This is a genomic window from Scatolibacter rhodanostii (assembly GCF_900197595.1).
Lineage (GTDB): Bacteria > Bacillota > Clostridia > Oscillospirales > Acutalibacteraceae > Scatolibacter > Scatolibacter rhodanostii.
Window position 1 is genome coordinate 1 of the sequence record NZ_FZLO01000001.1, and the last position, 25,503, is coordinate 25,503.

Below are 25,503 nucleotides of genomic sequence, written 5' to 3' on the forward strand. Positions count from 1 at the left end.
CGTGTAAATTTTTCACAAGAGGAGAACTGCTATGGTAGTTATAAAAAGCTATGACAGAATTGAGTGTGCTGACGGTTTTATTCGAGTGAAAACGAATGAAAAATGCTGTTGCTCGGTCTGTGGTGGAATTTTATACGTCAGAGATAGCAAGCCTAGAAAAGTTATTAATCAAGCGGGAATAACGAAAATTTATCGCCTGAGAAGATTAAAATGCCAGAACTGCGGCTATTTACACACTGAAATCCCTGGCAGCATAGTCCCATACAAACATTATGCTGCAGAGGTTATTGAAGCAGAAATATGGCAAGAACGGGAGGACTGTCCAGCCGATAATAACACTTCATGGCGGTGGAAAAGTTTTTTTGCAAGTATATTAATTTTGGCGCAAAAACACAACTTTTTCTCTTCTCAGTCTCACTGGATTTCGAAAGCTTACCAAATCGTTGAAAAATTTAAGTTATTAACACACCCAGTTTGTGTTCCGTTCGAAAGTATCCGGTGTTATAATTCCAAATAGTGATAATAAAGGAGAAATTAGCTATGAGCGAACTATGCAAAAACAATAATGAATATACAATTGGAGAGTGGATGGATGTTTGGTTTAAGGTATATGCAAAAGTGCAGTTGAGAGCCAGTACAATCAAAATCCATAAAAATGCACGGAAAAGAATTCAAAATAAATATCCCACATTTGAAAATAAGAATCTAGATGAACTAACCTCACTAGAGTTTCAAATCATATTAAATTCTTTTGAAGAGCAGTATGCAAAATCAAGTATAAATCAGATTAAACATATATATTACAGTATTTATCGATTTGCAATAAGGAATAATATATGTCAGTATAATCCGATTGCAGAGATAACTATACCTAAGAATGCTGCGGTGAAAAAAGTGGAAGCTTTAACGTGGGAAGAACAGAAGCAGGTTTTATCGATATTAGATTGGCTAAGTCCAATGGATGAATATATTATTAGATTTTTCTTGTATACCGGATTGCGCCGAATGGAATTGTTAAATTTACGTTGGCAGGATTGGAATGAAGAAAAAAACCAGATTAAGGTAAGAGAAAGCAAAACAGATACGGGTGTTCGTATTATTCCACTTGTTCCGGAAGCTAAATTGATTCTGCAATATTTAAAAAATCAAAAACTAAGAATAGGGAATAGGTGTCCCTGTATATTTTCTATTTATAATAAAAAAGTGACTGAATCACATTTAAGACACACCTGTGACAAAATAGCCAGTTTAGCAGAAATCAGACATTTAACGCCTCATATGCTTAGGCATACCTTTGCGACTAGACTTTTGGAACGTGGTGTACATATCAAAGTAGTATCAAAATTACTGGGGCATAAAGATATTGCGTTTACCATGAAACGATATATAACGCTAGATGAGCGATATGTAGAAACACAAATCATGCTTTTATCAGATGAATATCTAGCGCAACATGAGTTAATATCAGAAAATAGCAATGTTAATTATTTATTCGATAACAAGGGGACACAGTCCTTCAATCAATTTCTAGCCTAAAATGCCTAAAAAAAGAAGAACTCATAAATTTGAGTTCTTCTTTTACGGTATATTGACTTTATAGCAAAACAGTGGTAAAATTAGTCAAAATACAAAAAACTCCCACAGCCAAAGCTAGCTGCAAACTAACTTTGGCATGTGCCCCTACAACAGATGTGAAGCCATCTATCATAAAGACTTGTGAGAGCGTTCTTGGTGTGGATTATACCACATCTTGACATACATTTCAAGGACTTTCGGATTGGCAACATCTAGGAGTCCTTATTTTTTTGTTTTGAATGCTTTTTCTGAACAGATTTAGCGTTTAAATATACCCGATGTTTCTTTAACAAACTGGAAACATTGTGTAGAACAGGCCTCATTACACTTTTAAACTTAGCGGTATAAAAAAATGAAAGCTTGTACTACTGGTGTAACTTGACAACCAAATGAAACCAACCAAATGCTACATATACGTGGACAAGCACAGAAGCTGAATCACACGTTGTTTTGAGGTATGCATCACACGCAACCCTTAACGAGGTGTGCCACGGCATTTGGAGATCAGGTACACACAATTTTATGCTATATAAATGGGGCTGAGATGAATCTTAGTCCCTTATATACTTAAAGTTGTGGTGAGACAATGTAAAAATGTTGTCTCACCAGAGCTTTAAAAAATGGCAGGGGCAGAAGGATTCGAACCCTCGGCACGTGGTTTTGGAGACCACTGCTCTACCAACTGAGCTATACCCCTAAATTTTACTGCTTGACTATTTTAACATCCAAAACGATGGCTGTCAAGAGAAGAAAATAAAATTATAGTATTTTTCCGATTTTTATGTAAAGGCAATGTGGGTTGCAATCAAGAATCTCTTAAAGCTTAAAATTTTTATTAATCAAATCATCCTGTAAAATGATACGTTTGATACTATCGCTAATTTGAGTAAAGAAAGCACATAGGATTAAAAGATCTCTTTCACTGCATTTTTCAGAGAGAACAATAGCAATAGAAGTGGCCAGTGCGGTTAACTCACTTCCATTCAGACTACAGTTTTCATTTTTATTCGCTTTTCCGCTCATACTCATCACCCTTATATAGCATATGCCTGAATGCCATTTTAGTTATTCCTAAAAAATGCTTGACATTTTAGTTGGTTGCGCATATACTTAGTTACACAAGTAGTTAACTATATAACAAGTAATAAGAAAGTGAGGGTTGATTGATGAAATTAGATACCGAAAGCACAAAACCTATTTTTCAGCAGATTAGTGATGAAATAGAAGATGCTGTTTTCACGGGCGCATTTAAAGAAGAAACGCAAGTTCCGTCTACAACAGAGATTTCAGCAATGTTTAAAATCAATCCGGCTACTGTCTTGAAAGGGATGAATCAACTGGTGGATACAGGTATTCTTTACAAGAAACGAGGACTTGGTATGTTTGTGGCAAAAGGAGCAGCCGAAAAAGTTCGTCAAAACAGGCAAAATAATTTCTTAGAAACCTATGTAAAACCTATGATTGAAGAGGCAGAAAAGCTGAATTTATCAAAAGATGAAATTGTTGGTTTAGTAGAGAGAGGGTATAAGTATGAATAAAATTGAGATTCGCCAAGTCAGTAAAAATTTTGGAGATACAACAGCACTTGATAAAGTGTCAGTGGATATTTTACCCGAAAAAATTTATGGACTTTTGGGAAGAAACGGTGCGGGAAAATCCACTTTATTAAATGTCATCAGTAATCGTATTTTTGCAGACAACGGTGCGGTTTTGGTCGACGGTGTGAAATCAGCTGAAAATGACAAGGCACTGAGTAAAGTCTATCTGATGAGTGAGAAAAACTATTACCCTGAAGATATGAAAGTGAAAGAGATTTTCAAATGGACAAAAGAATTTTATGGCAATTTTGATACTGAAAAAGCGTATCAGCTGTCAGAATTATTCGGTCTCAATGTAAAGCAGAGAAGTTCTAAGCTGTCCACAGGATATGCTTCTATTTTTAAAATTATCTTAGCACTTTGTTTAGATATTCCTTACATCTTCCTTGATGAGCCTGTTTTAGGGCTAGACGCAAACCACAGAGAGATGTTTTATAAGCTATTGCTTGAGTCTTATGCTGAAAAGCCCAGAACTTTTGTGATATCGACACACTTAATTGAAGAAATTTCTAGTTTGATTGAAGATGTAATCATCATTAAAAACGGAAAAGTAATCAAAGATTGTTCTAGTGAAGAGCTGCTCTCTTCTGGGTACACTGTCAGTGGTGCTGCAGAGGTGGTGGATGCTTTCACGAAAGGCAAAGAGGTTATTGGTGCCGATATGTTGGGCGGACTAAAAAGTGCCTATGTTATCGGTACGGCAGATAAGAGCCAAGTTTTGGATGGATTGGAAATTACAAAACTGGATATGCAAAAATTATTTATTCAATTGACCAATTCATGAGGGGGTTAAATAATGAAAATTAAACCAAGCCTCAAGTTTTACTTAAGAAATATGTTTCTTGCTGTGGGTGTTTATTACGCGATTACCACCGTTATGTTGATGGTTGTAACGATTATTTTGAATCTATTCAAAGTCGGCAACGAAGAAATGAATTTTTCGAGCAGTACAGAATTTGGTTCGCCTACATTTTGTATTATATGGGGAATACTTATTTTTACAGCTTATATGAAATTTATGCTTCAAAATGGTGTTTCTAGAAAAACAATGTTTATGAGCGGTGTTCTCTCCACAGTTATTCTTGCATTTGCCATGAGTATCATCGACTTTGTTATCCAAATTGTGATTGGTAAAATGGGGGGTTTACTAAATGTTTCCCTTACGGGGCGTCCTGCTTTTTCCATCCTTTATAGAAATGGAATATTTATTTCAGAATTCACATTTGGCGATGTTGTGCTGAATCTGATTTGGTCATCTTTGTTTGCTGTTTTCTTAGGGTTTTTGGGCATGATTTCAGGACTTGTCTTTTATCGACTATCTAAGATAGGACGTATTATAGCCGGTGTTGGGCTTGGCGGCGGTTTAGTTATTTTACTTCCTATTGCAGAAGAAACCATTACGAATGGAGCCATTAGTAGAGCCGCTAAACAATTTGTTTTATTTGTTCTTGGCCTGCAACACTCGTCGGGGCCCAATCCATACATTTGGTTTGCGAGTTCTCTAGTGCTATGTGCTGTTATAGGTGGACTTTCGTATCTGTTACTTCGCCGAGCGGCTCCGCAGAAAGCGTAACCAAGGCGCAAGACACGATACTAGCGGCGATAGACCAAATTAGGCGATGGGCAAGTTACAATTTTGAGCAAAAAATTTTGGGATGGAATGAGCAATTAAGGTTTTGTCAAGAATCTTCGAGGAGGGTCGAAATGAAAATAAAATCAACTTATAAATTTTATCTAAGGACAATGATGATTTCAGCAGCCATGTATTATGGGATTACGGTTGCCATTATGTTGTCTGGAGAGGCGTTCATCAAGATAGCTGCCAGTGGAAATGATGACGTCACATTTTCTAATAGTACAACAATAGGTTCACCTATATTTGCTTTTGTGTGGGGAATCTTGATTTTCACAACCTACATTAAATTTATGCTGCAAAATGGAGTTTCTCGTAAGACCATGTTTTGCACGGGAGTACTCTCTATTTTTTCTCTTTCTACTATAATGGGCATTCTGGATATGATATTGGCTCTTCTGTTCAATAAGATTCGATCAGGTAGCCAGAGCAGCGAAGTCTCGCTTTTTTCAATGATATACAAAAACGAAATGCCGGTTTCTCAGTTTACGTTTGGCGATATCGTGTCGAATGTACTCTGGACATTTGCACTAACGATTTTTTTGGGATTTTTAGGCACACTGATTGGTCTTGTTTTTTATCGTTTATCAAAGCTTGGAAAAATTATTGTAGGCGTTGGTCTTGGCGGTGGTATATTGATTTTGCTGCCTGTTATTGAAGCAACAATGACAAAAGGCGCTATCGTTAAAGCAATCGGCAGGTTCTTCTTGTTCGTATTTGGCTTGCAAGATACATCTGGTCCTAATCCCTACATCTGGGTGATTAGCTCTTTGGTTATCTGCGTTGTACTAATTACATTATCATTTTTGTTAGTTCGCAGAGCAGCACCACAAAAAGCATAACAGAGTAACTGCATAGAATAAAATGTTTTAAAATGGCAACTGCTATTAAAAAAGGAATTCTCTCATAGTAACGTGAGAGGATTCCTTTTTGTTTATAATACGAAGATAGCGCAAATGAAATCGGTAGAATGGCAAGAATAAAATCACATATAGGCATGACTACAATTTTATATTGACAACTTAGGGAGTATAAGTGATATTTGTGAGCGTAGTACCGGGGTAGTAATGAGCTAGAATTTCTTGATAGTTTGAGCCTTGCTCAGCCATATAGATTGCTCCCACTTGACTCATACCAACACCATGGCCGTGACCTCTTACGGTAAAAGCGAAGTTTGTGCCATTAAAATTTACGTCAAAACTAGTGCTTGCTAAAGCAAGAGCAGTGCGCAGTTTAGTGCCTTCTATAGTAATACCGCAAACGTTGATTTGGTTAGTGTAGCCGGCGCTGCTAAGCTCTTGACTGGTAAACCAATCACTTTCTGCAGTTGAAAAATCAAAAGACAAATCGGGAAATGCAGCTTGTAGTTTTTCTCTTATTTCGTCAGCTGTAAATGAATTGTAGCTAAGGTAGCCGTCGCTGAGCAAATCTCCCGGGCTAGCGACTGAAGTCAGATAAGAGCGTTCTGAACCCCACACGTTGGCAGAAGCTTCGGTGCTGCCATTAGAAATGGCAAAATAAGAGGCAAGAATGGGCTCGTTATTTTCCGTTAGCATTTCTCCGTAGACAGAATTTACAATCAAATTTGCCTTTTCCATATAAGTATCATATTGCTCACCCCAGCGCTCCTGCATTTTTTCGGGAGTTGTGTAAATTAGCCAAGCGTCGCTGTTGCACGTGAGGTCATAGTCGTTTTCTTTGTTGACATTTCGTTGGGCGGAATAATAAGTATAGGCTGCAACAGCTTGTGCTTTTAGTGATTCATCAGGGGCAGAAAGCGGCATTTCACAAGCGACAGCGGCGGGTAAAAAATCTTTGGCAGCAACAGTGAGAATCGTATCAGTAGCAGAATCTTTAATTCTAAAGATATCATTTTCTGCACTTGTTGGAGCAGTAGTGCTGCCTTTTTGAGGGAAGATGGTTACGCCGTCTAAGAATCCGGGGACAGAAGAGGATGGATCAGGAGTAGCACTAGGTGCGGCTTTTGTATTCGTTTCAGACTTAGTAGAATCTATAGCAGCAGGGGAGACTGAAGCCTTAGAAGAATCGCCCCGCAAATGGAAAATACCAAGAGGTAAAAATAAAAAGAGCAGATATAAGAGAAGAACGTAAAGTGCCAAATGCTTGTGAGAATACTTTTTTTGTTTGGTTTCCATGATGATTATCAGTCCTTTCAATAGGTTGTACTATTTCAGAAAAAAGAGTCAGGAAAAATGGCAGAGGGTTATTTTGAAATTCAACTCATTTTTATAACAAATGAAAGATTTGTGAGACGAAGTTGCAAAAATGGATTGACTTCACTGAAGAAATGCGCTAAAATAGCAAAATACTATATGGGTAATGAATATGCGTGGGGTAGGTGAATTATTAGTGATAAAGGGAAATAAAATATATCAGCAATCTATTGAAGAACTTTGTGAAGAATATAGAGCTAATAATGTAATTACGAAAGAGCAATTTGAAAAATTCGGTGTTAAAAGAGGTCTGCGTAATGACGATGGTACAGGCGTTGTGGCAGGGCTTACCAGAGTTTGTAACGTACACGGCTATTTGATTGAAGACGGCCAGCGCATACCGGATGAAGGTCGGTTGGTCTATCGAGGAATCAGCGTAGCAGACATTATTGAAGGCTGCGAAAAAGAAGATAGATTTGGCTTTGAAGAAGTCGTTTGGCTATTGATTTTCGGCAAGCTGCCGACACAGTCACAATATGACCGAATTTGCAAGATGTTGTTTGAGAACCGTGATTTACCCGAATATTTTTTGGAAGACGCCTTAATGAAAACACCCTCTAAAGATATTATGAACAAACTGGCTAGTGCTGTGTTAGCTTTATATACATATGATGATAATCCTGATGATTTATCTTTAGAAAATAATATGCGTCAAAGTCTTTCGCTGATTTCAAAACTTCCTGCGATTATGACACACTCCTATCAGGTTAAACGACGTCATTTTGACAGAGAAAGTATCTTTTTTCACCCTTTTGATCCGAATCACAGCACAGCCGAATCTATTCTCAATGCACTGCGTCCTGATATGAAATTTACCAGACAAGAAGCAAAGCTGCTTGATACCTGTATGATTCTTCATGCAGAACACGGCGGCGGCAATAACTCTACCTTCACAGCAAGGGTGGTTACTTCTTCCGGTTCAGATATCTATTCTTCTATCGCAGCTGCCATTGGTTCTTTGAGAGGACCAAAACACGGCGGTGCAAGCTATAAAGTATTGGCCATGATGAAAGATATTATGGAAAATGTAAAAGATTGGACAGATGAAGAAGAAGTAGGGGCCTATCTTGAGAAGATTTTGTGCAAAGAAGTGGGCGATAAGAGCGGCTTAATTTATGGTATTGGCCATGCGATTTATACACTGTCTGACCCCCGCGCAACTATTTTAAAAACCAAAGCCGGCGATTTGGCAAAAGAAACAGGTTTTGACAAAGAGTTAGCTCTTTATGAGTTGGTTGAAGCTTTATCCCCGCAAGCTTTCAAAAAAGTGACGGGCTATGATAAAGTAGTCTCTGCCAATGTGGATTTTTATTCCGGCTTGGTGTATCAAATGTTGGGAATCCCACAGGATTTGTTGACACCTATGTTTGCTGTATCAAGAATTTCAGGTTGGTGTGCACATCGCATTGAAGAACTCACTACTGGCAACCGAATTATTCGCCCGGCCTATCAGGCTCTGCCGCAAAAACACGGCTATCTTTCTATGGCAGAACGTGAGTAATCTCATTTCTGACAGCAAAATAAAAGAAATAGAATGATGATAAAAACGCGCGGGAGTAGGAAAGTTCTCCTTTGCGTTTTTTCTATTTTGACAATTTCGTAAATCGAAAATAGAGTATAATCATGTTATTGATAAATCAATCTGAAGAGTATTAAACAACTGTTAAGAGATACTAGTGATTGAATAGCAGGTGCAGCAGAAGCTCAGGACCCATGCCTTATTGTTTCAAAATAGCTTTTTGAGAGCATAATTATAATGAGAAATAAAGTGGCTGAGCGGTCTAAAAATGGTAATTTGGTTGAAGAATGATTTTCACAGCAAGGTGAAATCATTCAGTTAGATGTCTTTATCAGATTGGTAAATATTTCTTAATAAATTTGTAAGAATTTAGGTGTATAAAAAGATATAAATTCAGAAAAACGAGGAGGGTAAATATGAAAAAGATTGCTGTTATATATAAATCCAAATATGGTGCTACAGGGCGCTATGCAAGATGGTTAGCGGAAGAACTGGGTGCGGAGCTCTTTGAAAAATCACAGGTGCCTGCATCTGCCTTAGGTGAATTTGATTTGATTTTATACGGTGGCGGTGTTTATGCTGGCGAGCTTAGAGGCGTGAAATTTCTGTATAAATCAAGATGCAGAAATATCGTTTTGTTTACGGTTGGGCTTGAAGATCCTGAAAAAATCAGTTATGCACATATGGAAGAAAAAATACACAACACTAAAGGACTTGAAAGATCTAAAATCTTTCATCTGCGTGGTGCAATGGATTTTAATCGTCTGCAATGGCTAGATAAGAAAATCATAGGTTGGGTTATGAAGGGGCAAAAAAATCCCACTGAAATGGCTGAAGTTGAGACGATGATTGCCCCTGAAAATAAAATTGATTTTGTAAAAAAAGAAAAGCTGGCACCCATTATTGAGTATGTAAAAAATGAAAACAACTGGTAAGTGTTGTGAGATAAAATGAGTTGCTGCGAAAAATCTTGTAAAAGGACAGGAGATTGATAAAATTGGTGAGGGACAAAGAATGAGTGTGAAAAATTCGCTTAAAATAGCGAGTATTGGGATTATGGGCGGCATGGTGTTTCGAATCCTAAGCGTATTATATCAGTTTGATCGTACGACCGGGTTTTACAAAGATAATGGCGTGTTTGCTTGGATTGATGTTGCTTTTGTGTTAGCGACAGCAGCTCTTTCTGGATTGACCACCTTGCATGACAAAAAAACTTTTTTTACGCCATATTCAAACACAAAAAATCGTTTACTGGGAACTATTTCTTTGTTTTCAGGGGTAGGGCTGCTGGTTATGGCGGCCATGCAAATGAAGGTGTATTTTGAGACAAAAAATGCACAAGATTTTGATTGGAACGAGCCGATGACCAGCTGGGTTCATTTAGGGCTGATTGGCAGTTCAGTGATTTTTGGATTGCTGCAAATTATCTTAGTGCCAGCCTTTTTTGCAGGCAGAAATAGTTTTGGAGGCTTTCCGGCGTTATATTTGATTAGCGTGTTGTGGGGTATTTTCAATCTTTTCTTTATGTTTTTGTATTATTCTCACTCGGTTTTGCACCAAGAGAATGTATATACAATTCTTTCAGCAGCGTTGTTATTATTAGCACTCTATTACTTAAGCCGCTATTTTGGAGGCGTAAACACGGAACATTCGGCAAGGCTGTTTTATGTTTTTGGGTTTCCGGCAGTACTTGTTTCAACAGCAGGTATTGCCTCAAATTTGCTAGTTTATTTTCTTCTGGGAATCTCACTCTCGGAGGTGCCAATTATCATTCAAATGGCACAGCTAAGTGTTGCTTTGTTGGTTTTTGTGAGCTTAGTGACCATTCGAAAATATGACTTGCACGAACCGGCTGGTTCGCATAGAAAGAAACACAGATACTATACTTCTTCAAAAATTACAATAGCTTCTACAAGTGAACAGCAAGAAGCAAAAAGGATGAGAGTAAAATGAGATAGATAAAATAGTTTGTCTATTTCGTATCAAACTCTTGTATTCTTTCGAAAAATAGATTAAAATAGACTTGTTAACGTCAATATCCAAAAATCAGGAGGTTTCAATTATGTCCATTAAAGTTGCAATTAACGGATTCGGCAGAATCGGTCGTTTAGCATTCAGACAAATGTTCGGTGCTGAGGGTTATGAGATCGTAGCGATCAACGACTTGACAAGCCCTAAAATGCTTGCTCACCTATTAAAGTATGATTCTGCACAAGGCAGATATGCTCTTTGTGATACAGTTTCTGCTGGTGATGATTCCATCACAGTAGATGGCAAAACCATCAAAATTTATGCTGAAAAAGATGCTAAAGATTTGCCTTGGGGCGAAATCGGTGTTGATGTTGTGCTTGAGTGCACAGGTTTCTACACTTCTAAAGCAAAATCACAGGCTCATATCGATGCAGGCGCTAAGAAAGTTGTTATTTCTGCTCCGGCCGGCAATGATTTGCCAACCGTTGTTTACAGCGTAAATGAAAACATTCTTACAAAAGAGGATACCATCATTTCTGCTGCTTCTTGCACAACCAACTGCTTAGCTCCTATGGCTAATGCATTGAACAATTATGCTAAAATCCAGAGCGGCATCATGTCTACCATTCATGCTTACACTGGCGACCAGATGGTTCTTGATGGTCCTCACAGAGGCGGAGACCTAAGAAGAGCTAGAGCTGCTGCTGTGAACATCGTTCCTAACAGCACAGGCGCTGCTAAAGCAATCGGTCTTGTTATTCCTGAACTGAATGGCAAATTGATTGGTTCTGCACAACGTGTTCCGGTTCCAACAGGTTCAACCACCATTTTGACAGCTGTTGTCAAAGGCACAGATGTTACTGTTGATGGCATCAATGCTGCTATGAAAGCTGCTGCTTCTACTTCTTATGGCTACAATGTAGATGAAATTGTTTCTTCTGACGTTGTTGGCATCACCTATGGTTCTCTGTTTGATTCTACACAGACCATGGTTTCTAAGATTACAGATGATCTCTATGAAGTACAGGTTGTTGCCTGGTATGACAATGAGAACAGCTATACTAGCCAAATGGTTAGAACAATCAAATACTTTGCTGAAATCTAATTAAGTTTTCATAAAAGTGAATGAGGATAGGGTGTTTTCTTTCAGAAAATGCCCTATTTTTATATTTTAGGAAGATTAATAGTTGACAAGCAAATAGGATTATAGTATAATTTGAACTGTAAAGACAATAGCTTTACAGCGTGAAAAAGGAAGTGACATTTTGGCAAAAGATTTAAGAATTACTTTTTTGCTGGATTTTTATGGAGACATGCTAACTGAAAAACAGCGAGAAGTTGTTGAAGCCTATTATAATGAAGACTTGTCGCTTGCCGAAATTGCCGAAGATAAAGACATCACACGGCAGGGCGTAAGAGACGCCATCAAACGAGCAGAAGCTCAGCTCTTAGAAATGGAAGAACGTTTAGGACTTGCTAAGCGCTTCAAATCTGTTCAAGATGCTTTGACCATTATCTGCGACTGTGCACTTCGTATTCAAGAAATTAATCAAGACGGATTGAATAACTCAGAGATTAATCAAAACGTCATTCAAATTATAGCTTGTGCAAGAGATCTTGCTATGGAAGAATAAGAGTTTGAAAGGAAGAAAGCCGTGGCATTTGAAGGTTTAGCAGAAAAACTCAGCAATTCGTTTAAGAAACTGAAAAATAAAGGAAAGCTTAGCGAAAAAGATGTAAAAGATGCCATGCGTGAAGTTCGTTTGGCTCTTCTCGAGGCAGATGTAAACTACAAAGTTGCCAAAGACTTTACTTCATCGGTAACAGAACGCGCCATTGGCGAAAAAGTGATGGAAAGTCTTACTCCGGCACAGATGGTTATTAAGATTGTCAATGAAGAATTGGCAGGATTAATGGGTGGCAGTGAAGAAAGACTCAAGTCCCCGTCAAGCCCACCTGCTATTATTATGATGTGCGGTTTGCAGGGTGCCGGTAAAACGACACATGCTGCCAAACTTGCCAAAATGCTGAAGACACAGGGGAATCGCCCTTTGCTCGTTGCTGGTGATATTTATAGACCTGCTGCTATCAAACAGCTTCAGGTTGTCGGTGAACAAGCAGGTGTTTCTGTGTTTGAAAAAGGTACACAAGACCCGGTACAGACCGTAAAAGAGGCGGTTAAACACGCCAAAGATTACGGCAATAACTATGTTATCATAGATACGGCCGGACGTTTGCAGATTGACGAAGATTTGATGGCTGAGCTTCATCGCATTAAAGATGCAGTAAATCCTACAGATATTTTGCTAGTTGTCGACTCTATGACGGGTCAAGAGGCGGTTAACGTAGCCAAGGCTTTTGATGATTTGCTCAATATCTCCGGTGTTATTTTAACCAAGCTCGATGGTGATACTCGAGGCGGTGCAGCGCTTTCTGTTAAGGCAGTGACAGGTAAGCCGATTAAATTTGCCGGTACAGGTGAAAAACTAGACGATTTGGAAGTTTTCCATCCCGACAGAATGGCAAACCGTATTTTAGGCATGGGTGATGTGCTCTCTTTAATTGAAGAAGCCGAACTCAAACTAGATGAAAAAGCGGCCGCTAAAACTGCTGAACGATTGATGCAGAATAAATTCGACCTGAACGATATGTTGGAGCAATTTCAGCAGATTAAAAAAATGGGTCCAATTAAAGGCATTTTATCAAAACTGCCTGGCATGAGTGATAAGCAACTGGATGATGTGGATATTGATGACAGAGTCATGGACCGCACAGCGGCGATTATTCTTTCGATGACACCGGCAGAGCGTGAAAAGCCAGAACTGCTCAATGCTTCACGCAAAAAAAGAGTAGCAGCAGGCTGTGGTATGAAAGTAGAAGATATCAATCGCTTGCTAACGCAATTTAAGCAGACACAAAAGCTGATGAAGCAATTTGGCGGAAAAGGTAAAAAGAAACGGATGCCTCGCCTAAATAATATGCCGTTTTAAAACAAGCTGTTATTGACCAAGGCAATCGACCAAGGTTTGTAATATAGAATTTAAACTTATTTATTTTTATTTTGGAGGAAACAAATTATGGCAGTAAAAATTAGACTTCGCAGAATGGGCGCTAAAAAAGCTCCTTTTTATCGTATCGTAGTGGCGGATTCCAGATCTCCTCGTGATGGCCGTTTCATCGAAGAAATCGGTTACTATAACCCAATGGAAGAACCCAGTGTAGTGAAAGTTGATCCTGAAAAAGCTAAAAAATGGCTCGCTAATGGCGCTCAGCCCACTGACACCGTAAAAACACTGTTCAAAAAACATGGTGTAATCGAGTAAGAATGGCTTGCCGCCTATTATGCGGCAGAAAGGACGATGCGTTATGCAGGATTTGTTAATTGCGATTGCAAGGGGTTTGGTTGAGCAACCAGAAGAAGTTACCGTAACCGTTGAAGATGGCGAAGAGGGCATGATTGTATATCATCTACATGTTGCAGAACAGGATATGGGCCGTGTAATCGGAAAGCAGGGCAGAATTGCCAAGGCGATTCGCGTTGTGATGAGAGCGGCTGCGACTCGCAACAATCAAAAAGTCATGGTTGAAATAGATTGATTTTAGAAAAGGGCAATTTGCCCTTTTTCTGATTTTTAGAGAGAATGAAATAAATGTGTTTGAGGGGATTATGAAACAATTTTTAGAAACAGGACGAATTGTCGGGACACATGGAGTTCGTGGCGAGCTTAAAATTGAACCGTGGGCAGATTCTCCTGCTTTTATCACAAAAGTGGGCAAGCTATATTGGGACGAGGGCAGACAGCCTATCGAAGTTAAAAATTTGCGACTGCATAAAAGCTTTGTCCTACTCACCATTCATGGTGTAGACACAGTAGAGAAGGCAGATTTGTTGCGTGGCAAAATCGTTTATCTGAATCGTAATGACGTTAAATTACCAGCCGGACAAGTTTTTATTGATGACTTAATTGGACTTACGGCTCAAGATGGTAAAACAGGAAAAATCTATGGTAAGTTGACTAAGGTTTATCCCACGGGAGCCAATGATGTCTATGAAATTGAAAACGAAGCGGGGCAAAAATATCTTTTTCCCGCTGTTAAGCATATGATAAAAGAGATTAACCTTGCTAATGGTATAATTGAACTGCTACCGATTCCGGGTATATTTGATGATGAGGTAGTCACGGATGAGAATTGACATTGTCACATTGTTTCCTGAAATGTTTGCATCCACATTAGGCGAGAGTATTGTCTATCGTGCCAGAAAGCGTGGATATCTTCAAATTTGCTGTCATCAGCTTCGTGATTTTGCTCCATTACCACACCGAAAAGTAGACGACACTGTTTTTGGTGGTGGAAAAGGAATGCTCTTGGCGGCAGAGCCAATAGCAAGCGCTTTAGATGCTATAACAGAACATGTTGGGCATAAGCCGCATACGATTTATATGTCGCCAAGGGGAAAAGTGCTGACACAAGATAAAGCAAAACAGCTTGCTCAAATGGATAATCTTGCGATTCTTTGCGGACACTATGAAGGCATTGATCAAAGGCTTTTAGATGAATACGTGGATGAAGAAATTTCGATTGGTGATTTTGTGCTAACAGGGGGAGAAATTCCTGCTATGGTGCTGACAGATGTGGTAAGCAGAATGATTGGTGGCGTACTGGCAGATGAATCGTGCTTTACAGAAGAAAGCCATTTCAACGGGTTGCTGGAATATCCGCAGTATACACGACCAGACAATTGGCGAGGGAAAATGGTGCCGCCCGTGCTAACAAGCGGCCATCACCTGAATATGCAAAGATGGCAGCGAAAAGAATCTTTGCGTATAACGAAACAGAATAGACCGGATATGCTGGCAAAATTATTGCTGACAAAAGAGGACGAAAAACTTCTGCAAGAATTAGAGTATGAAAACAGAGAAGTTAAATAAATGGCGAAAAAAGCAAATTGATTGTAGATTTTCTAGTTTTTATACGTTCAAATTGGCATAGTGCCAAAAAAGTTTTCAACAATGGGTGTCAAGTTGACTAAAGAAAGCCAATTTGTGATTCCGCTGTCTGTTCATCAATCCAAAAATCAATAAATGAGGTTGACGGGGACATTTCCTGTGATATAATAAAATACGAAATGTGGTTTGTGTTAAAACCTCGTTAAAATTTGAGATGCGGATTATTTTAAATAAGGATTTGTTTAGTTTAGGAGTGTGAATGCAATGTGTGCTGAAGAAGTTTTGGTGCAAAATCAGGTGGGTCTTCATGCTAGACCAGCTACGTTTTTTATTCAGAAAGCAAATGAATTTAAGTCTTCAATTTGGGTAGAAAAAGAAGAGAGAAGAGTCAACGCGAAGAGCTTGCTCGGTGTTTTGTCACTGGGAATTGTCGGTGGTGTGAGTATCCGTATTATTGCAGATGGTTCGGATGAACAACAGGCTGTAAAAAGTTTAGTTGAACTTGTAAATTCCGGATTTGTGGAGTAATAAATTTTTAGCTGGCATCGCTTTTGCGGTGCCTTTTTTTGTTATTTAGAGCCATATATTCAAATCGATGTTGCAGAGAGGACATTTCTATGGTCGATTTAATCGAGAAGAAAAAAGAATTGCGCGCCAAGGCAATGAAATTACCCCTTTTGCCGGGTGTATATTTAATGCACAATAAAAAAGATGAAATTATCTATGTCGGCAAAGCAAAAGTGTTGAAAAACAGGGTGAGCCAATATTTTGGTTCCGATAAAAATCATGAAGAAAAAGTTCGCCGCATGATTGAAAATGTGGATTATTTTGAATATATTGTCACAGATAGTGAATTTGAAGCTTTGGTGCTTGAAAATAGCTTAATTAAACAAAATCAGCCTAAATACAACATTCTTTTAAAAGATGACAAAGGATATAGTTATATTAGGGTTAGCGGCGGCGATTGGCCGAGAATTTCAGAAGTTAAACAGGTTGCGAATGATGGCGCGCAATATATAGGCCCTTATATGAGCTCGTGGTCGATTAAAGAAACCATTGATTCTGCCAGAAAAATATTTCGTCTACCAAACTGCAATCGTCGTTTCCCCGAAGATTTTGGGAAAGGGCGTCCTTGTCTGTACTATTATATTAAGCAGTGCAGTGCACCTTGTCGAGGCAAAATGCACAGAGATGAATATCAAGAGGCTTTTCAGGAAGCAATGGATTTCATTAAAGGAGGTAGTAGTGGCTCTATTAAGGCACTGACTGAAAAAATGGAACAGGCTGCTGAAAATCTTGATTTTGAATTGGCGGCTCGCCTGCGGGATAGAATTCGTGCCATTGACAAGGTTAAAGAGCGTCAGAAAGTAGTGGCCAGTAAAGAAAAAGAGCAGGATGTTATTGCTATGGCACAAGGGCCAAGGCATACCGCTTTTGAGGTATTTCGTTTTACCAATCATCGTTTGAGCGACCGTGAGAGCTTTGTAACAGAGGGCTGCGAAGATAATGCTGAAAGTCGTTCAGAATTTATTCGTCAATATTACGCTATGAGAGATGAAATACCGTCCTTGCTTCTGATGGATGGAGAAGTAGCCGATGAAGAGCTTGTGATTCGCTGGCTGGCAGAGAAAAGAGGAAAAGCTGTCAAAATTCATGTTCCGCAGCGAGGTGAACAGTTGCAGCTGGTCGAAATGTGTCGGAATAACGCTGCCGAGAGCTTGGCGAGACAATTGGGAAACAGCGGACGTGAAGCCTCTGCTCTTGATGAACTGAAAAGATTGTTAGGGCTAGCAAGTGTGCCTGAATATATAGAATCCTACGATATTTCAAACTTAGCGGGGGGAGAGAATGTTGCCGGTATGGTCGTGTTTGAAAATGGAAGACCGCTGAAATCTGCCTATCGCAAATTTAAAATAAAAACAGTTGAGGGGCAGGATGACTATGGCTCTATGCGTGAAGTGATTCGTCGTCGCTTTGAAGAATATCGCATTCATAAGGATGAAAATGAAGGATTTGGCCGGTTGCCTGACTTGATTCTACTGGACGGTGGTAAAGGCCATGTAGCGGCTATTCGCCCTTTGCTGGAGCAGATGGGGATTGATGTCCCTGTTTTCGGCATGGTGAAAGATGACAAGCATCGTACCAGAGCGATTGCCGTAACAGGCGGCGAAATTGCGATTCACTCAACGAGAACCGCTTTTACGCTGGTATCAAAAATACAAGATGAAGTGCACCGCTTTGCGATTGGCTATCATCGTCAGCAGCGGAAAAAGAGTACCATTTCATCGACTCTTTTATCCATTGAAGGAGTTGGTGAAGCACGTGCTAAGGCTTTAATGAAACATTTTCGAACCGTGTCGGCGGTGCAACAGGCCGAACTGATTGAACTTGAGCTAGCACCTGGCATGAATAAGCCGTCTGCAAGAAAAGTATATGAATATTTTCATGGTAAAACTGAAGAATAGATATAAACGAAACGGCGAGAGGTCGATACATAAGTTGACAAAAAAATACTTTTTCAGCACGATTTCTTGCCAAAAAGGTTACAAAAGGTTGACATATTCAGAGAATAATGGGATAATGAAGCGTAATCTATGCAGAGTGTAGATTAGCAGTAAAGGTTGGAGCGTATATGAGGATTATTACAGGAACAGCCAGAGGAAAAAAGCTTTCAGCATTAGAGGGCAGAGATGTTCGCCCGACGACAGATCGAGTGAAAGAAGCCTTGTTTGATATCTTGCAGTTTCGGATAGAAGACAGGCGCTTTTTAGATATGTTTGCCGGTTCAGGGCAAATTGGATTAGAAGCACTTAGCAGAGGCGCTAAATCAGCCGTGATGATTGATGCTTCTAAAGAATCAATCAGAGTAATCGAACAAAATACAAATCAAACTCAGCTTGAACACCAGGCTAAAATTTTGTGTGCTGATGCGCTTGCTTATGTATCATCGACAGCCGAAGTATTTGACATTGCTTTTTTGGATCCGCCATATCATGCTGATTTGCTGATTCCCGCTTTGGAAAAAGTAGTGCGGTGCATAGCAGAATCAGGTGTGATTATTTGCGAACATTTGAAAGAAACGCAGCTGCCAGATCAGGTGGGAGACTTTATCAAAGAAAAAACATATCGCTACGGCAAAATCCATTTGACGAGATATGAACGTCCTTAGCGATGGGAGAGTATGACAGTGAGAATTGCAATTTGTCCGGGAAGTTTTGACCCGGTGACACTAGGGCATATGGATATTATTGCCCGAGCCTGCAAAATTTTTGACAAAGTGATTGTGGCGGTTTCGGTAAATCCCGAAAAGCATACCAGCTTTTCTACAGAAGAGAGAAAACAGATGCTTACCATTGCGACCAAATCAATGGGTCTTGAAAATGTTGAAATTGATGTTGTGAACGGACTTCTTGCTGATTATGCCCGTTCAAAGGGAGCCAATGCTATTGTCAAAGGCTTGCGGGCGATGACAGACTTTGAATATGAATTTCAGATGGCACTGACAAACAAGCAGCTCAATCCTGAGCTTGAAACCATGTTTTTGGCAACAAGCGCGCAAAATATGTTTTTGAGCTCAAGTATGGTCAAGCAGGTAGCTGGTTTTGGTGGAGATATTAAAGATTTTGTGCCGGAGTGCATCGCGCAAACGATAAAGGAAAGGTTAAGTATCGGAGGTAACAAGAATGGCTAATAATCAAGCAACAATCGAAGATTTGATAGATGAAATGTATGATGTGTTGGATAAAGGTTGGCGACTTCCTGTCTCGAATGGCAAGGTATTTGTAGATGGAGAAGAAGTACGCGATATTTTAAACGAAATAAAAGAAGAGATTCCAGAAGTTATTAAAGAGGCTCGCCGCGTTGTTGCTGACCGTGCGCACATCATCGCTGAGGCAAACCGTGAAGCAGAAACCATTATTCGTGTTGCCCAAGAGAAGCAAAAAACCATGATTGAACAAAGCGAAATCACTCGCCAAGCTCAGGCAAAAGCAAATGATTTAATTGCACAGGCACAGGCAAAATTTAAAGAAATGCGTAAAGCTAGCAATGATTACGTAGATGATTTAATGCGCCGTACAGATGAGTCGCTTTCAGAAAATTTAGCTGAACTAAGAAAAACAAGACAGAATATTAAATCTTCTCAGCGGAACTCACAAATGTAATAGCTGATTTATAGACAAAATAAACAAAGATAACTGTAAATGAAATTCCCTTTACGATATATTGTAGAGGGAATTTTTGTTTGCACTATATATGGTCGAACATAGGGTTTTTCAGCCGATTTGACGTATTTTGTCAATAAGTGACAAATGTTCTGCATTGATTTTCATCACTTTTTAAGCTATAATTGTGATACCAAGTGGTGAAAAGTGCAACAAAGTTGCAAAAAGTGGGTAAAAAGTGGAGTGAAAAGCTTTTACAGCCTCTTGAGTAAGATGAAAAGGAACTTCAATATGTTGACAGGTGAGTATCAACATAATATGGATTTAAAGGGTCGTGTAACGATTCCTTCTAAATTTCGTGAAGACCTTGGGGACAAGTTCTATGTCTGCAAGGGCTTAGACGGTTGCCTTTTTGTCCTTTCAGGTGCGCAGTGGGAGCGCTTTGTTGAAAAGGTATCTGCCTTGCCAATGGCACAAGCTAAAGGAATTCAGCGATATTTCTTTTCAGGTGCGGCAGAAGTTGAGCCGGACAAGCAGGGTAGAATTTTACTTCCTCAAAATTTGAGAACACATGCAGGCTTAGAAAAAGATGTTACAGTTATTGGCGCAGCTGTTCGTGCAGAAATTTGGGATACGAACAGATGGAATGGCTATAACGACGAACAAACAGAAGAATCAATTGAAGATGCGATGAATCTGTTGGAGTTTTAATATGGAATTTCATCATAAACCGGTGCTCTTTGAAGAGACGATAAAGAGTTTAAACATTCAACCAAGCGGTATCTATATAGACGGAACTATGGGCGGGGCGGGGCACTCAGAGGCAATTGTCAGTCAGCTGACTACAGGTACGTTGCTTTCTATTGACCAAGACCCGGATGCACTCGCAGTAGGCCGAGAGAGGCTGAAAAGCTATTCTGCTTCACAGATAGCAGAAGGTAATTTCAGCAATATGAAAGAAATTGCGGCTATTCACGGTATTTATGCTGTTGACGGTGTACTACTAGATATAGGGGTTTCTTCCTATCAGTTGGATGCGCCCGAGAGAGGTTTTTCTTTTCATCATGATGCGCCTTTGGATATGCGTATGAATAAACAAGGTACTTCTGCTGCTGATTTGGTTAATACCTTAGAACACAAAGAACTGGCTGAAATCCTATTCCGTTATGGGGAAGAAAAGAATGCAAACCGTATTGTTGCCGGAATTATAAAAGCCAGACAAGCAAAACCGATTGAAACTACGTTGGAGTTAGCTGAAATTATCAAAGAGTCTGTGCCGGCAAAAGTCAGACGTGAATCGCATCCGGCGAGAAAGACTTTTCAAGCACTTCGCATTGCAGTTAACGGTGAACTTGATGTGCTACAAGAAGGGTTAGAAGCAGCGTTTGATTTGCTCAAACCGCAAGGCAGATTAGCAGTCATTACTTTTCATTCTTTAGAAGATAGAATTGTTAAGAAACAGATGAATGCATGGTGTGAAGGGTGTATTTGCCCCAAGGACTTTCCTGTTTGTGTATGTGGCAGAACACCGAAAGGCAAGTTACTGTTCAAAAAAGGGTTGTCACCCACAGTAGAAGAATTAGAACTCAATCCACGTGCAAGAAGTGCACGCTTACGTGTGATAGAAAAGATATAAAAAGGAAGTGAGAATTGTGGCAGAAGAAAAACAAGTATACGACTTTTCAAAGTTTGGGGCTTCGGTGGGCTCTGCTGCAAGGCAGATTCATCCTCAGGTTGAAGAAAGAGAACCAGAAAAAAAACAGCCTGAAGTGGTCAAGCTTCCGAAAAAAGGTCTGGAAAAAAATCGTAGACCCAAACTAAGTCCGGTAAAGATGTTTTTTTATTCCATCTCTTTTGCGGTTGTTATCACTGTTTTGAGCCTAACTATTTATAGCCAAGTGCAGTTGACAGAGTTAACAGAGCAAATTTCCCAGGAAAGTTATGAGCTTGAAAAAGCACAGGCACTGGAAGTGGAATTAGGTATTAAAATGGCAGAAAAACTTAATTCTGCAAAGGTTGAACAATATGCTCGTGAAGAATTGGGCATGACTAAAATGAACGATAGCCAAGTAGTGTATGTCAACATGGTACATGAAGACAAGGGCGAGGTTTTGCAAGATACCGAAGATTCGTTTTTTCTCAAAATTTGGGAAGAGATTAAAAGCTGGTTTGCGTGAGTAAAACAGTGATTGTTACACAGAAGACTGAATGCAAGAGATAAACAAGCATAAAAAAGTAAAATAAAGAATATGATTGGTTAAAACAGAAAGGAGAGTTGAGAGGAATCTTAACTCTCGTTTTATGCTTTCAAGGTAATGATTGATAGACGTAAGGATGGTGTTATTTTTGGCAAACGGAAATACAGAAAGAATATGGAAAAAAGCCATGCTGGTTGCAGGCTTTCTTATAATTGTTGGGTTTGGCGGTGTTATTTTCAGTTTGATTCGTTGGCAGGTTGTCAGGGGTGAAGAGCTAAAAGGTGCAGCGCTTGGCAACATCTTGCAGTCTACCGAGCTAACAGCTATGCGGGGTACCATTTATGATGCGAGCGGAGATAAAATCTTGGCGCAAAGCTCAAGCGTATGGACCGTGGTTTTAGAACCAAACTATATTTTTGATGATTCTGATGCAAAAGAAAATCCAAGAACGGCCGAGCAAAAGAAAAAGATAATTGCAGCTGGTTTGGCGCCTATTCTTGATATGGAAGAAGAGGCTATCTACGAGAAAGCAAGTCAAAAAGTGAATTTTTCTTACTTAAAAAGGAGAATTGAGACTGATGTTAGAAATCAGGTGCTCCAGTTCTTAAAGGATAATGACATTGACCAAGGCGTATATCTAATTGATGACTACAAGCGGTATTATAAATATGGCACCGTAGCTTCTATTATTTTGGGACATACTGGAGCTGAAGGTGAAGGGCAAAACGGAATTGAATATCAATATAACGATGAGCTAAGTGGTACGGCGGGTCGATTAATCAGTGCAAAAAATGCATGGGGTACTGATATGCCGTTTCAATATGAACAGTTGGTAGATGCTGAAGACGGCAACAATTTAGTGCTAACAATTGATGAAACCGTACAAAGTATTTTAGAAAAGCATTTGCAAGAGGGAATTGACCGCTATGTTGTTGCCAATGGTGCCATAGCAATTTTGATGGATGTTAACACGGGCGCTATTGTGGGCCTAGCCAGTAAAAGTGATTATGATCCAAACTCTCCTTCAACTATTCAAAATGAAGCATTGAGAAATCAAATTGATGCCATGCCGGAAACGACCGAGGAAGAAGAGACAGCAAAATCAGAAGCCCGTTCAGCGGCTATTTATGCACAGTGGCGTAATAAAGCGGTTAGTGATACTTATTATCCCGGTTCAGTATTTAAAATTATAACAGGCTCTATGGCACTGAATGAAGGCGTTGTGACAGAAAATTCGTTGTATACCTGCACAGGGCACTACGATATTGCTGGTGTAGATGACCCTATTAAATGTTGGAAAACAGCTGGACATGGCACACAGACGTTTAGACAAGGCTTGATGAATTCTTGTAATCCGTTCTTTATTAATATTGGACAGCAGGTTGGCCCACAGGCTTTCTATAAATATTTTGAAGCTTTTGGTTTTGCAGAAAAGACAGGAATTGATTTGCCGGGAGAAACAGGAAGTCTTATTTTCTCGGAAGCGAATCTGACACCCATTAACTTGGCTGTGGCTTCTATGGGTCAGAACTTTGGTATCAACCCCATTCAGATGATTACGGCAACAGCTGCTGTCGCAAATGGCGGGTATTTGGTGCAGCCTCATGTGGTAGATAGAATTGTTGATAATGACGGCAATATTATTAGTAAGACTGATACCAGTTATAAAAGACAAGTCATTTCTAAAGAGACGTCAGCGCTTATGGCAGATATCATGAAAGATAATGCTTCTGGAACCGGAACCAGTACCGCGGGTAACGGTTATGTAGCTGGATATCGGATTAGCGGAAAAACAGGTACTTCTGAAAAAATGGATGAATTTAGAAAACATCCAGAGAGAGGAAAACAATATATTGCTTCCTATTGCGGATTTGCTCCGGCAGATAATCCTCAATATGCGTTGCTGGTATTTTTTGATGAACCCCAGTATGATCAAAATGGTAGTTTATATGGTGGTAATGCAGTAGCAGGGCCGATTTTTGCCTCGATTATGGAAGAAGTTTTGCCGTATTTGAACGTCAAGGCGCAGTATACGGAAGAAGAATTTGATTCTCTAAATCAAACTGCACCGTCAGTTGTTGGCAAAACATTGGCAGAAGCTTATGATGTGGTTGGCAGCATGAATCTCAATTATCGTGTAGTCGGCGATTCAGAAGACGAATCATTGGTTGTCAGCAATCAAATTCCACAAGCAGGAGAAGCAATGCCCAACGGAGGAACAATCTACCTTTACACACAGAATTTTGATGATGGAGACCAGCAAACGACGGTTCCTGATTTCTTCGGCTCAAGTTTGTCTGATGCAGAGTATTATGCTAGTATCAATAACGTGCAGATTATTACAAGCGGAAGCGGAAAAGTTATCACACAGAGTATAGAATCTGGAGAAAGTGTACCAGAAGGAAGTATCATTGAGCTGAAATTAGCAGACGATATTGTGACAGAAACCTATGTGTATGAATAATTCAGCCATACACTAAAAAAAGCGCACTTCTTTTGATCATAAGAAGAAAGAATGTTTGTTGTTTACAGAGATACAAAATCAGGTTAAAATACTAGGAAGACGTTGAAAACGACTGTTCAGAAGAAAGGAACTTCTAAGATGAACAACATGATTTATTTAATTGCTGCTGTGATTGCTTTTGCTGTCACTGCCATTCTTGGGAAATGGATGATACCATTCCTGCATAAATTGAAATTTGGGCAAACCATTCGTGAAATTGGCCCCAAATGGCATCAGAAAAAGCAAGGTACACCGACAATGGGTGGCATCATGTTCATCATTGGAATTGTAGCGGCAGTGGCAGTGACGTTCCCTGCGCTGACCGCAGTAGGTTTAGAAGAAACCCCTCTGCTGAAAACAAAGACAATAGCAGGTCTTGCTATGGCTGCTGCCTTTGGATTGGTCGGCTTTTTAGATGACTATATTTCAGTTGTTAAGAAAAGAAACCTAGGATTAACTGAAAAGCAGAAATTGGTTTTGCAATTTGCCATTGCCGCCGCTTATCTTGCTTCTGTTGCCATGGCTGGCGCAAGCACCAGCACAGTAATTCCTTTTATTGGCAGAATTGATTTAGGTGTAGCTTACTATATTCTTTCAGCACTTGTGATTGTGGGTATGGTCAATGCAGTGAATTTTACAGATGGCATTGATGGACTGAATAGTTCGGTGTGTTTCTTTGCTTTTTTAGGCCTTGGCGTTTGTGCCAGTATGATTTCTTATCAAGGAATTAGCATATTGGCGTTTGCTTCAGCAGCAGCTTGTGTAGGCTTCTTAATTTGGAATTTTCACCCAGCCAAAGTGTTTATGGGTGATACTGGTTCGTTGTTCTTAGGCGGCATTATGTGTGCTCTTGCTTTTGGTATCGATATGCCTATTCTGCTTTTGCCGGTGGGAATAATCAGTATTATCGAAATTTTGTCTGTTGTTTTACAGGTGAGTTATTTTAAGGCGACAAAAGGCAAACGACTTTTTAAAATGGCACCCATTCATCATCATTTTGAAATGAAAGGCTGGTCAGAAGTGAAGGTTTGTGCCGTTTTTAGTTTGATTACCATCGTTGGCGCGGTGTTAGCTGTTCTTTCCGTTTCTCATGGTATATAAAAAAATTTGATAAGTAAGAACCTTGGCGCACATACTATAAAAAATATAGAATGATAGAT

At 39.5% G+C, this 25,503-nt stretch carries 28 protein-coding genes and 1 tRNA gene; 26 read left to right on the plus strand and 3 right to left on the minus strand.

Annotated elements, in window-relative coordinates; all coding sequences use genetic code 11:
* Window positions 1-31 precede the first annotated feature (31 nt).
* Together CS931_RS00005 and CS931_RS00010 are read left to right on the plus strand one after the other, a co-directional pair.
* The gene (locus tag CS931_RS00005; protein WP_099203716.1) at window positions 32-517 is read left to right on the plus strand and encodes a DUF6431 domain-containing protein; all 486 of its coding nucleotides are present in this window, start codon (window positions 32-34) and stop codon (window positions 515-517) included.
* A 23-nt stretch (window positions 518-540) separates the two neighbouring features.
* Window positions 541-1,536 carry a tyrosine-type recombinase/integrase gene (locus CS931_RS00010; protein ID WP_099203717.1) on the plus strand — a complete coding sequence of 332 codons (996 nt, stop codon included), beginning with the start codon at window positions 541-543 and terminating at the stop codon, window positions 1,534-1,536.
* Between the two features lie 660 nt (window positions 1,537-2,196).
* On the opposite strand, the gene CS931_RS00015 is transcribed toward CS931_RS00010, so the two are convergent.
* Together CS931_RS00015 and CS931_RS00020 are read right to left on the minus strand one after the other, a co-directional pair.
* A tRNA-Trp gene (locus CS931_RS00015) sits at window positions 2,197-2,272 on the minus strand.
* A gap of 119 nt (window positions 2,273-2,391) precedes the next feature.
* Window positions 2,392-2,598: a hypothetical protein gene (locus tag CS931_RS00020; RefSeq protein WP_099203718.1), complete on the minus strand. Its 207-nt coding sequence runs from the start codon at window positions 2,596-2,598 to the stop codon at window positions 2,392-2,394.
* Between the two features lie 143 nt (window positions 2,599-2,741).
* Between CS931_RS00020 and CS931_RS00025 the strand changes: the two genes are divergently transcribed.
* From CS931_RS00025 to CS931_RS00040, 4 genes are all read left to right on the plus strand, one after another.
* On the plus strand, window positions 2,742-3,113 hold the full coding sequence (locus CS931_RS00025) for a GntR family transcriptional regulator (protein WP_099203719.1): 372 nt from the start codon (window positions 2,742-2,744) through the stop codon (window positions 3,111-3,113).
* A complete protein-coding gene (locus CS931_RS00030; RefSeq protein ID WP_099203720.1) occupies window positions 3,106-3,957 on the plus strand; it encodes an ATP-binding cassette domain-containing protein in 852 nt (283 codons plus the stop codon). Before CS931_RS00025 ends, CS931_RS00030 begins: the two co-directional genes overlap by 8 nt.
* A 12-nt stretch (window positions 3,958-3,969) precedes the next feature.
* Entirely contained in the window at window positions 3,970-4,746 is a 777-nt protein-coding gene (locus CS931_RS00035; RefSeq protein WP_099203721.1) for a hypothetical protein, read from the plus strand.
* A gap of 131 nt (window positions 4,747-4,877) precedes the next feature.
* A complete protein-coding gene (locus CS931_RS00040; protein ID WP_099203722.1) occupies window positions 4,878-5,648 on the plus strand; it encodes a hypothetical protein in 771 nt (256 codons plus the stop codon).
* Window positions 5,649-5,828: 180 nt separating this feature from the next.
* Here the strand turns inward: CS931_RS00040 and CS931_RS00045 are convergent, their stop codons facing one another.
* Entirely contained in the window at window positions 5,829-6,962 is a 1,134-nt protein-coding gene (locus CS931_RS00045; protein WP_099203723.1) for a SpoIID/LytB domain-containing protein, read from the minus strand.
* 214 nt (window positions 6,963-7,176) lie between these two features.
* Between CS931_RS00045 and CS931_RS00050 the strand changes: the two genes are divergently transcribed.
* From CS931_RS00050 to mraY, 20 genes are all read left to right on the plus strand, one after another.
* Window positions 7,177-8,541, plus strand: coding sequence for a citrate synthase (locus tag CS931_RS00050; protein WP_306341519.1), 1,365 nt, complete (start codon window positions 7,177-7,179; stop codon window positions 8,539-8,541).
* Window positions 8,542-8,975: 434 nt separating this feature from the next.
* Window positions 8,976-9,494 carry a flavodoxin domain-containing protein gene (locus CS931_RS00055; protein WP_099203724.1) on the plus strand — a complete coding sequence of 173 codons (519 nt, stop codon included), beginning with the start codon at window positions 8,976-8,978 and terminating at the stop codon, window positions 9,492-9,494.
* A gap of 79 nt (window positions 9,495-9,573) precedes the next feature.
* On the plus strand, window positions 9,574-10,512 hold the full coding sequence (locus tag CS931_RS00060; protein ID WP_099203725.1) for a hypothetical protein: 939 nt from the start codon (window positions 9,574-9,576) through the stop codon (window positions 10,510-10,512).
* A gap of 109 nt (window positions 10,513-10,621) precedes the next feature.
* Window positions 10,622-11,635 carry a type I glyceraldehyde-3-phosphate dehydrogenase gene (gene gap / locus CS931_RS00065; protein ID WP_099203726.1) on the plus strand — a complete coding sequence of 338 codons (1,014 nt, stop codon included), beginning with the start codon at window positions 10,622-10,624 and terminating at the stop codon, window positions 11,633-11,635.
* A 160-nt stretch (window positions 11,636-11,795) separates the two neighbouring features.
* Window positions 11,796-12,164 (plus strand): YlxM family DNA-binding protein, encoded by a 369-nt coding sequence (gene ylxM / locus CS931_RS00070; RefSeq protein WP_099203727.1) that lies wholly within the window; start codon window positions 11,796-11,798, stop codon window positions 12,162-12,164.
* Between the two features lie 21 nt (window positions 12,165-12,185).
* On the plus strand, window positions 12,186-13,520 hold the full coding sequence (ffh, locus tag CS931_RS00075; RefSeq protein ID WP_099203728.1) for a signal recognition particle protein: 1,335 nt from the start codon (window positions 12,186-12,188) through the stop codon (window positions 13,518-13,520).
* An 87-nt stretch (window positions 13,521-13,607) separates the two neighbouring features.
* The gene (gene rpsP, locus CS931_RS00080) at window positions 13,608-13,853 is read left to right on the plus strand and encodes a 30S ribosomal protein S16 (RefSeq protein ID WP_099203729.1); all 246 of its coding nucleotides are present in this window, start codon (window positions 13,608-13,610) and stop codon (window positions 13,851-13,853) included.
* 43 nt (window positions 13,854-13,896) lie between these two features.
* Entirely contained in the window at window positions 13,897-14,127 is a 231-nt protein-coding gene (locus CS931_RS00085) for a KH domain-containing protein (protein ID WP_099203730.1), read from the plus strand.
* A 70-nt stretch (window positions 14,128-14,197) separates the two neighbouring features.
* Window positions 14,198-14,725, plus strand: a complete 528-nt coding sequence (gene rimM, locus CS931_RS00090) for a ribosome maturation factor RimM (protein ID WP_242964860.1) — start codon at window positions 14,198-14,200, stop codon at window positions 14,723-14,725.
* Window positions 14,715-15,461 carry a tRNA (guanosine(37)-N1)-methyltransferase TrmD gene (trmD, locus tag CS931_RS00095; protein ID WP_099203731.1) on the plus strand — a complete coding sequence of 249 codons (747 nt, stop codon included), beginning with the start codon at window positions 14,715-14,717 and terminating at the stop codon, window positions 15,459-15,461. Before rimM ends, trmD begins: the two co-directional genes overlap by 11 nt.
* Before the next feature lie 282 nt (window positions 15,462-15,743).
* Window positions 15,744-16,007, plus strand: coding sequence for an HPr family phosphocarrier protein (locus CS931_RS00100; protein WP_099203732.1), 264 nt, complete (start codon window positions 15,744-15,746; stop codon window positions 16,005-16,007).
* Window positions 16,008-16,096: 89 nt separating this feature from the next.
* Complete coding sequence (uvrC, locus tag CS931_RS00105) at window positions 16,097-17,944, plus strand: excinuclease ABC subunit UvrC (protein WP_099203733.1); 1,848 nt, start codon at window positions 16,097-16,099, stop codon at window positions 17,942-17,944.
* Window positions 17,945-18,111: 167 nt separating this feature from the next.
* The gene (gene rsmD / locus CS931_RS00110; protein WP_099203734.1) at window positions 18,112-18,648 is read left to right on the plus strand and encodes a 16S rRNA (guanine(966)-N(2))-methyltransferase RsmD; all 537 of its coding nucleotides are present in this window, start codon (window positions 18,112-18,114) and stop codon (window positions 18,646-18,648) included.
* Between the two features lie 18 nt (window positions 18,649-18,666).
* Complete coding sequence (gene coaD / locus CS931_RS00115; protein WP_099203735.1) at window positions 18,667-19,170, plus strand: pantetheine-phosphate adenylyltransferase; 504 nt, start codon at window positions 18,667-18,669, stop codon at window positions 19,168-19,170.
* The gene (locus CS931_RS00120) at window positions 19,163-19,642 is read left to right on the plus strand and encodes an ATPase (RefSeq protein ID WP_099203736.1); all 480 of its coding nucleotides are present in this window, start codon (window positions 19,163-19,165) and stop codon (window positions 19,640-19,642) included. The genes coaD and CS931_RS00120 overlap by 8 nt, the downstream gene beginning before the upstream one ends.
* 291 nt (window positions 19,643-19,933) lie before the next feature.
* Complete coding sequence (gene mraZ / locus CS931_RS00125) at window positions 19,934-20,353, plus strand: division/cell wall cluster transcriptional repressor MraZ (protein ID WP_099203737.1); 420 nt, start codon at window positions 19,934-19,936, stop codon at window positions 20,351-20,353.
* Between the two features lies 1 nt (window position 20,354).
* On the plus strand, window positions 20,355-21,278 hold the full coding sequence (rsmH, locus tag CS931_RS00130) for a 16S rRNA (cytosine(1402)-N(4))-methyltransferase RsmH (protein WP_099203738.1): 924 nt from the start codon (window positions 20,355-20,357) through the stop codon (window positions 21,276-21,278).
* A gap of 16 nt (window positions 21,279-21,294) precedes the next feature.
* On the plus strand, window positions 21,295-21,819 hold the full coding sequence (locus CS931_RS00135; RefSeq protein ID WP_099203739.1) for an FtsB/FtsL family cell division protein: 525 nt from the start codon (window positions 21,295-21,297) through the stop codon (window positions 21,817-21,819).
* Window positions 21,820-21,988: 169 nt separating this feature from the next.
* Window positions 21,989-24,304: a penicillin-binding transpeptidase domain-containing protein gene (locus tag CS931_RS00140; RefSeq protein ID WP_099204556.1), complete on the plus strand. Its 2,316-nt coding sequence runs from the start codon at window positions 21,989-21,991 to the stop codon at window positions 24,302-24,304.
* Window positions 24,305-24,442: 138 nt separating this feature from the next.
* A complete protein-coding gene (gene mraY, locus CS931_RS00145) occupies window positions 24,443-25,444 on the plus strand; it encodes a phospho-N-acetylmuramoyl-pentapeptide-transferase (protein WP_099203740.1) in 1,002 nt (333 codons plus the stop codon).
* Window positions 25,445-25,503 lie beyond the last annotated feature (59 nt).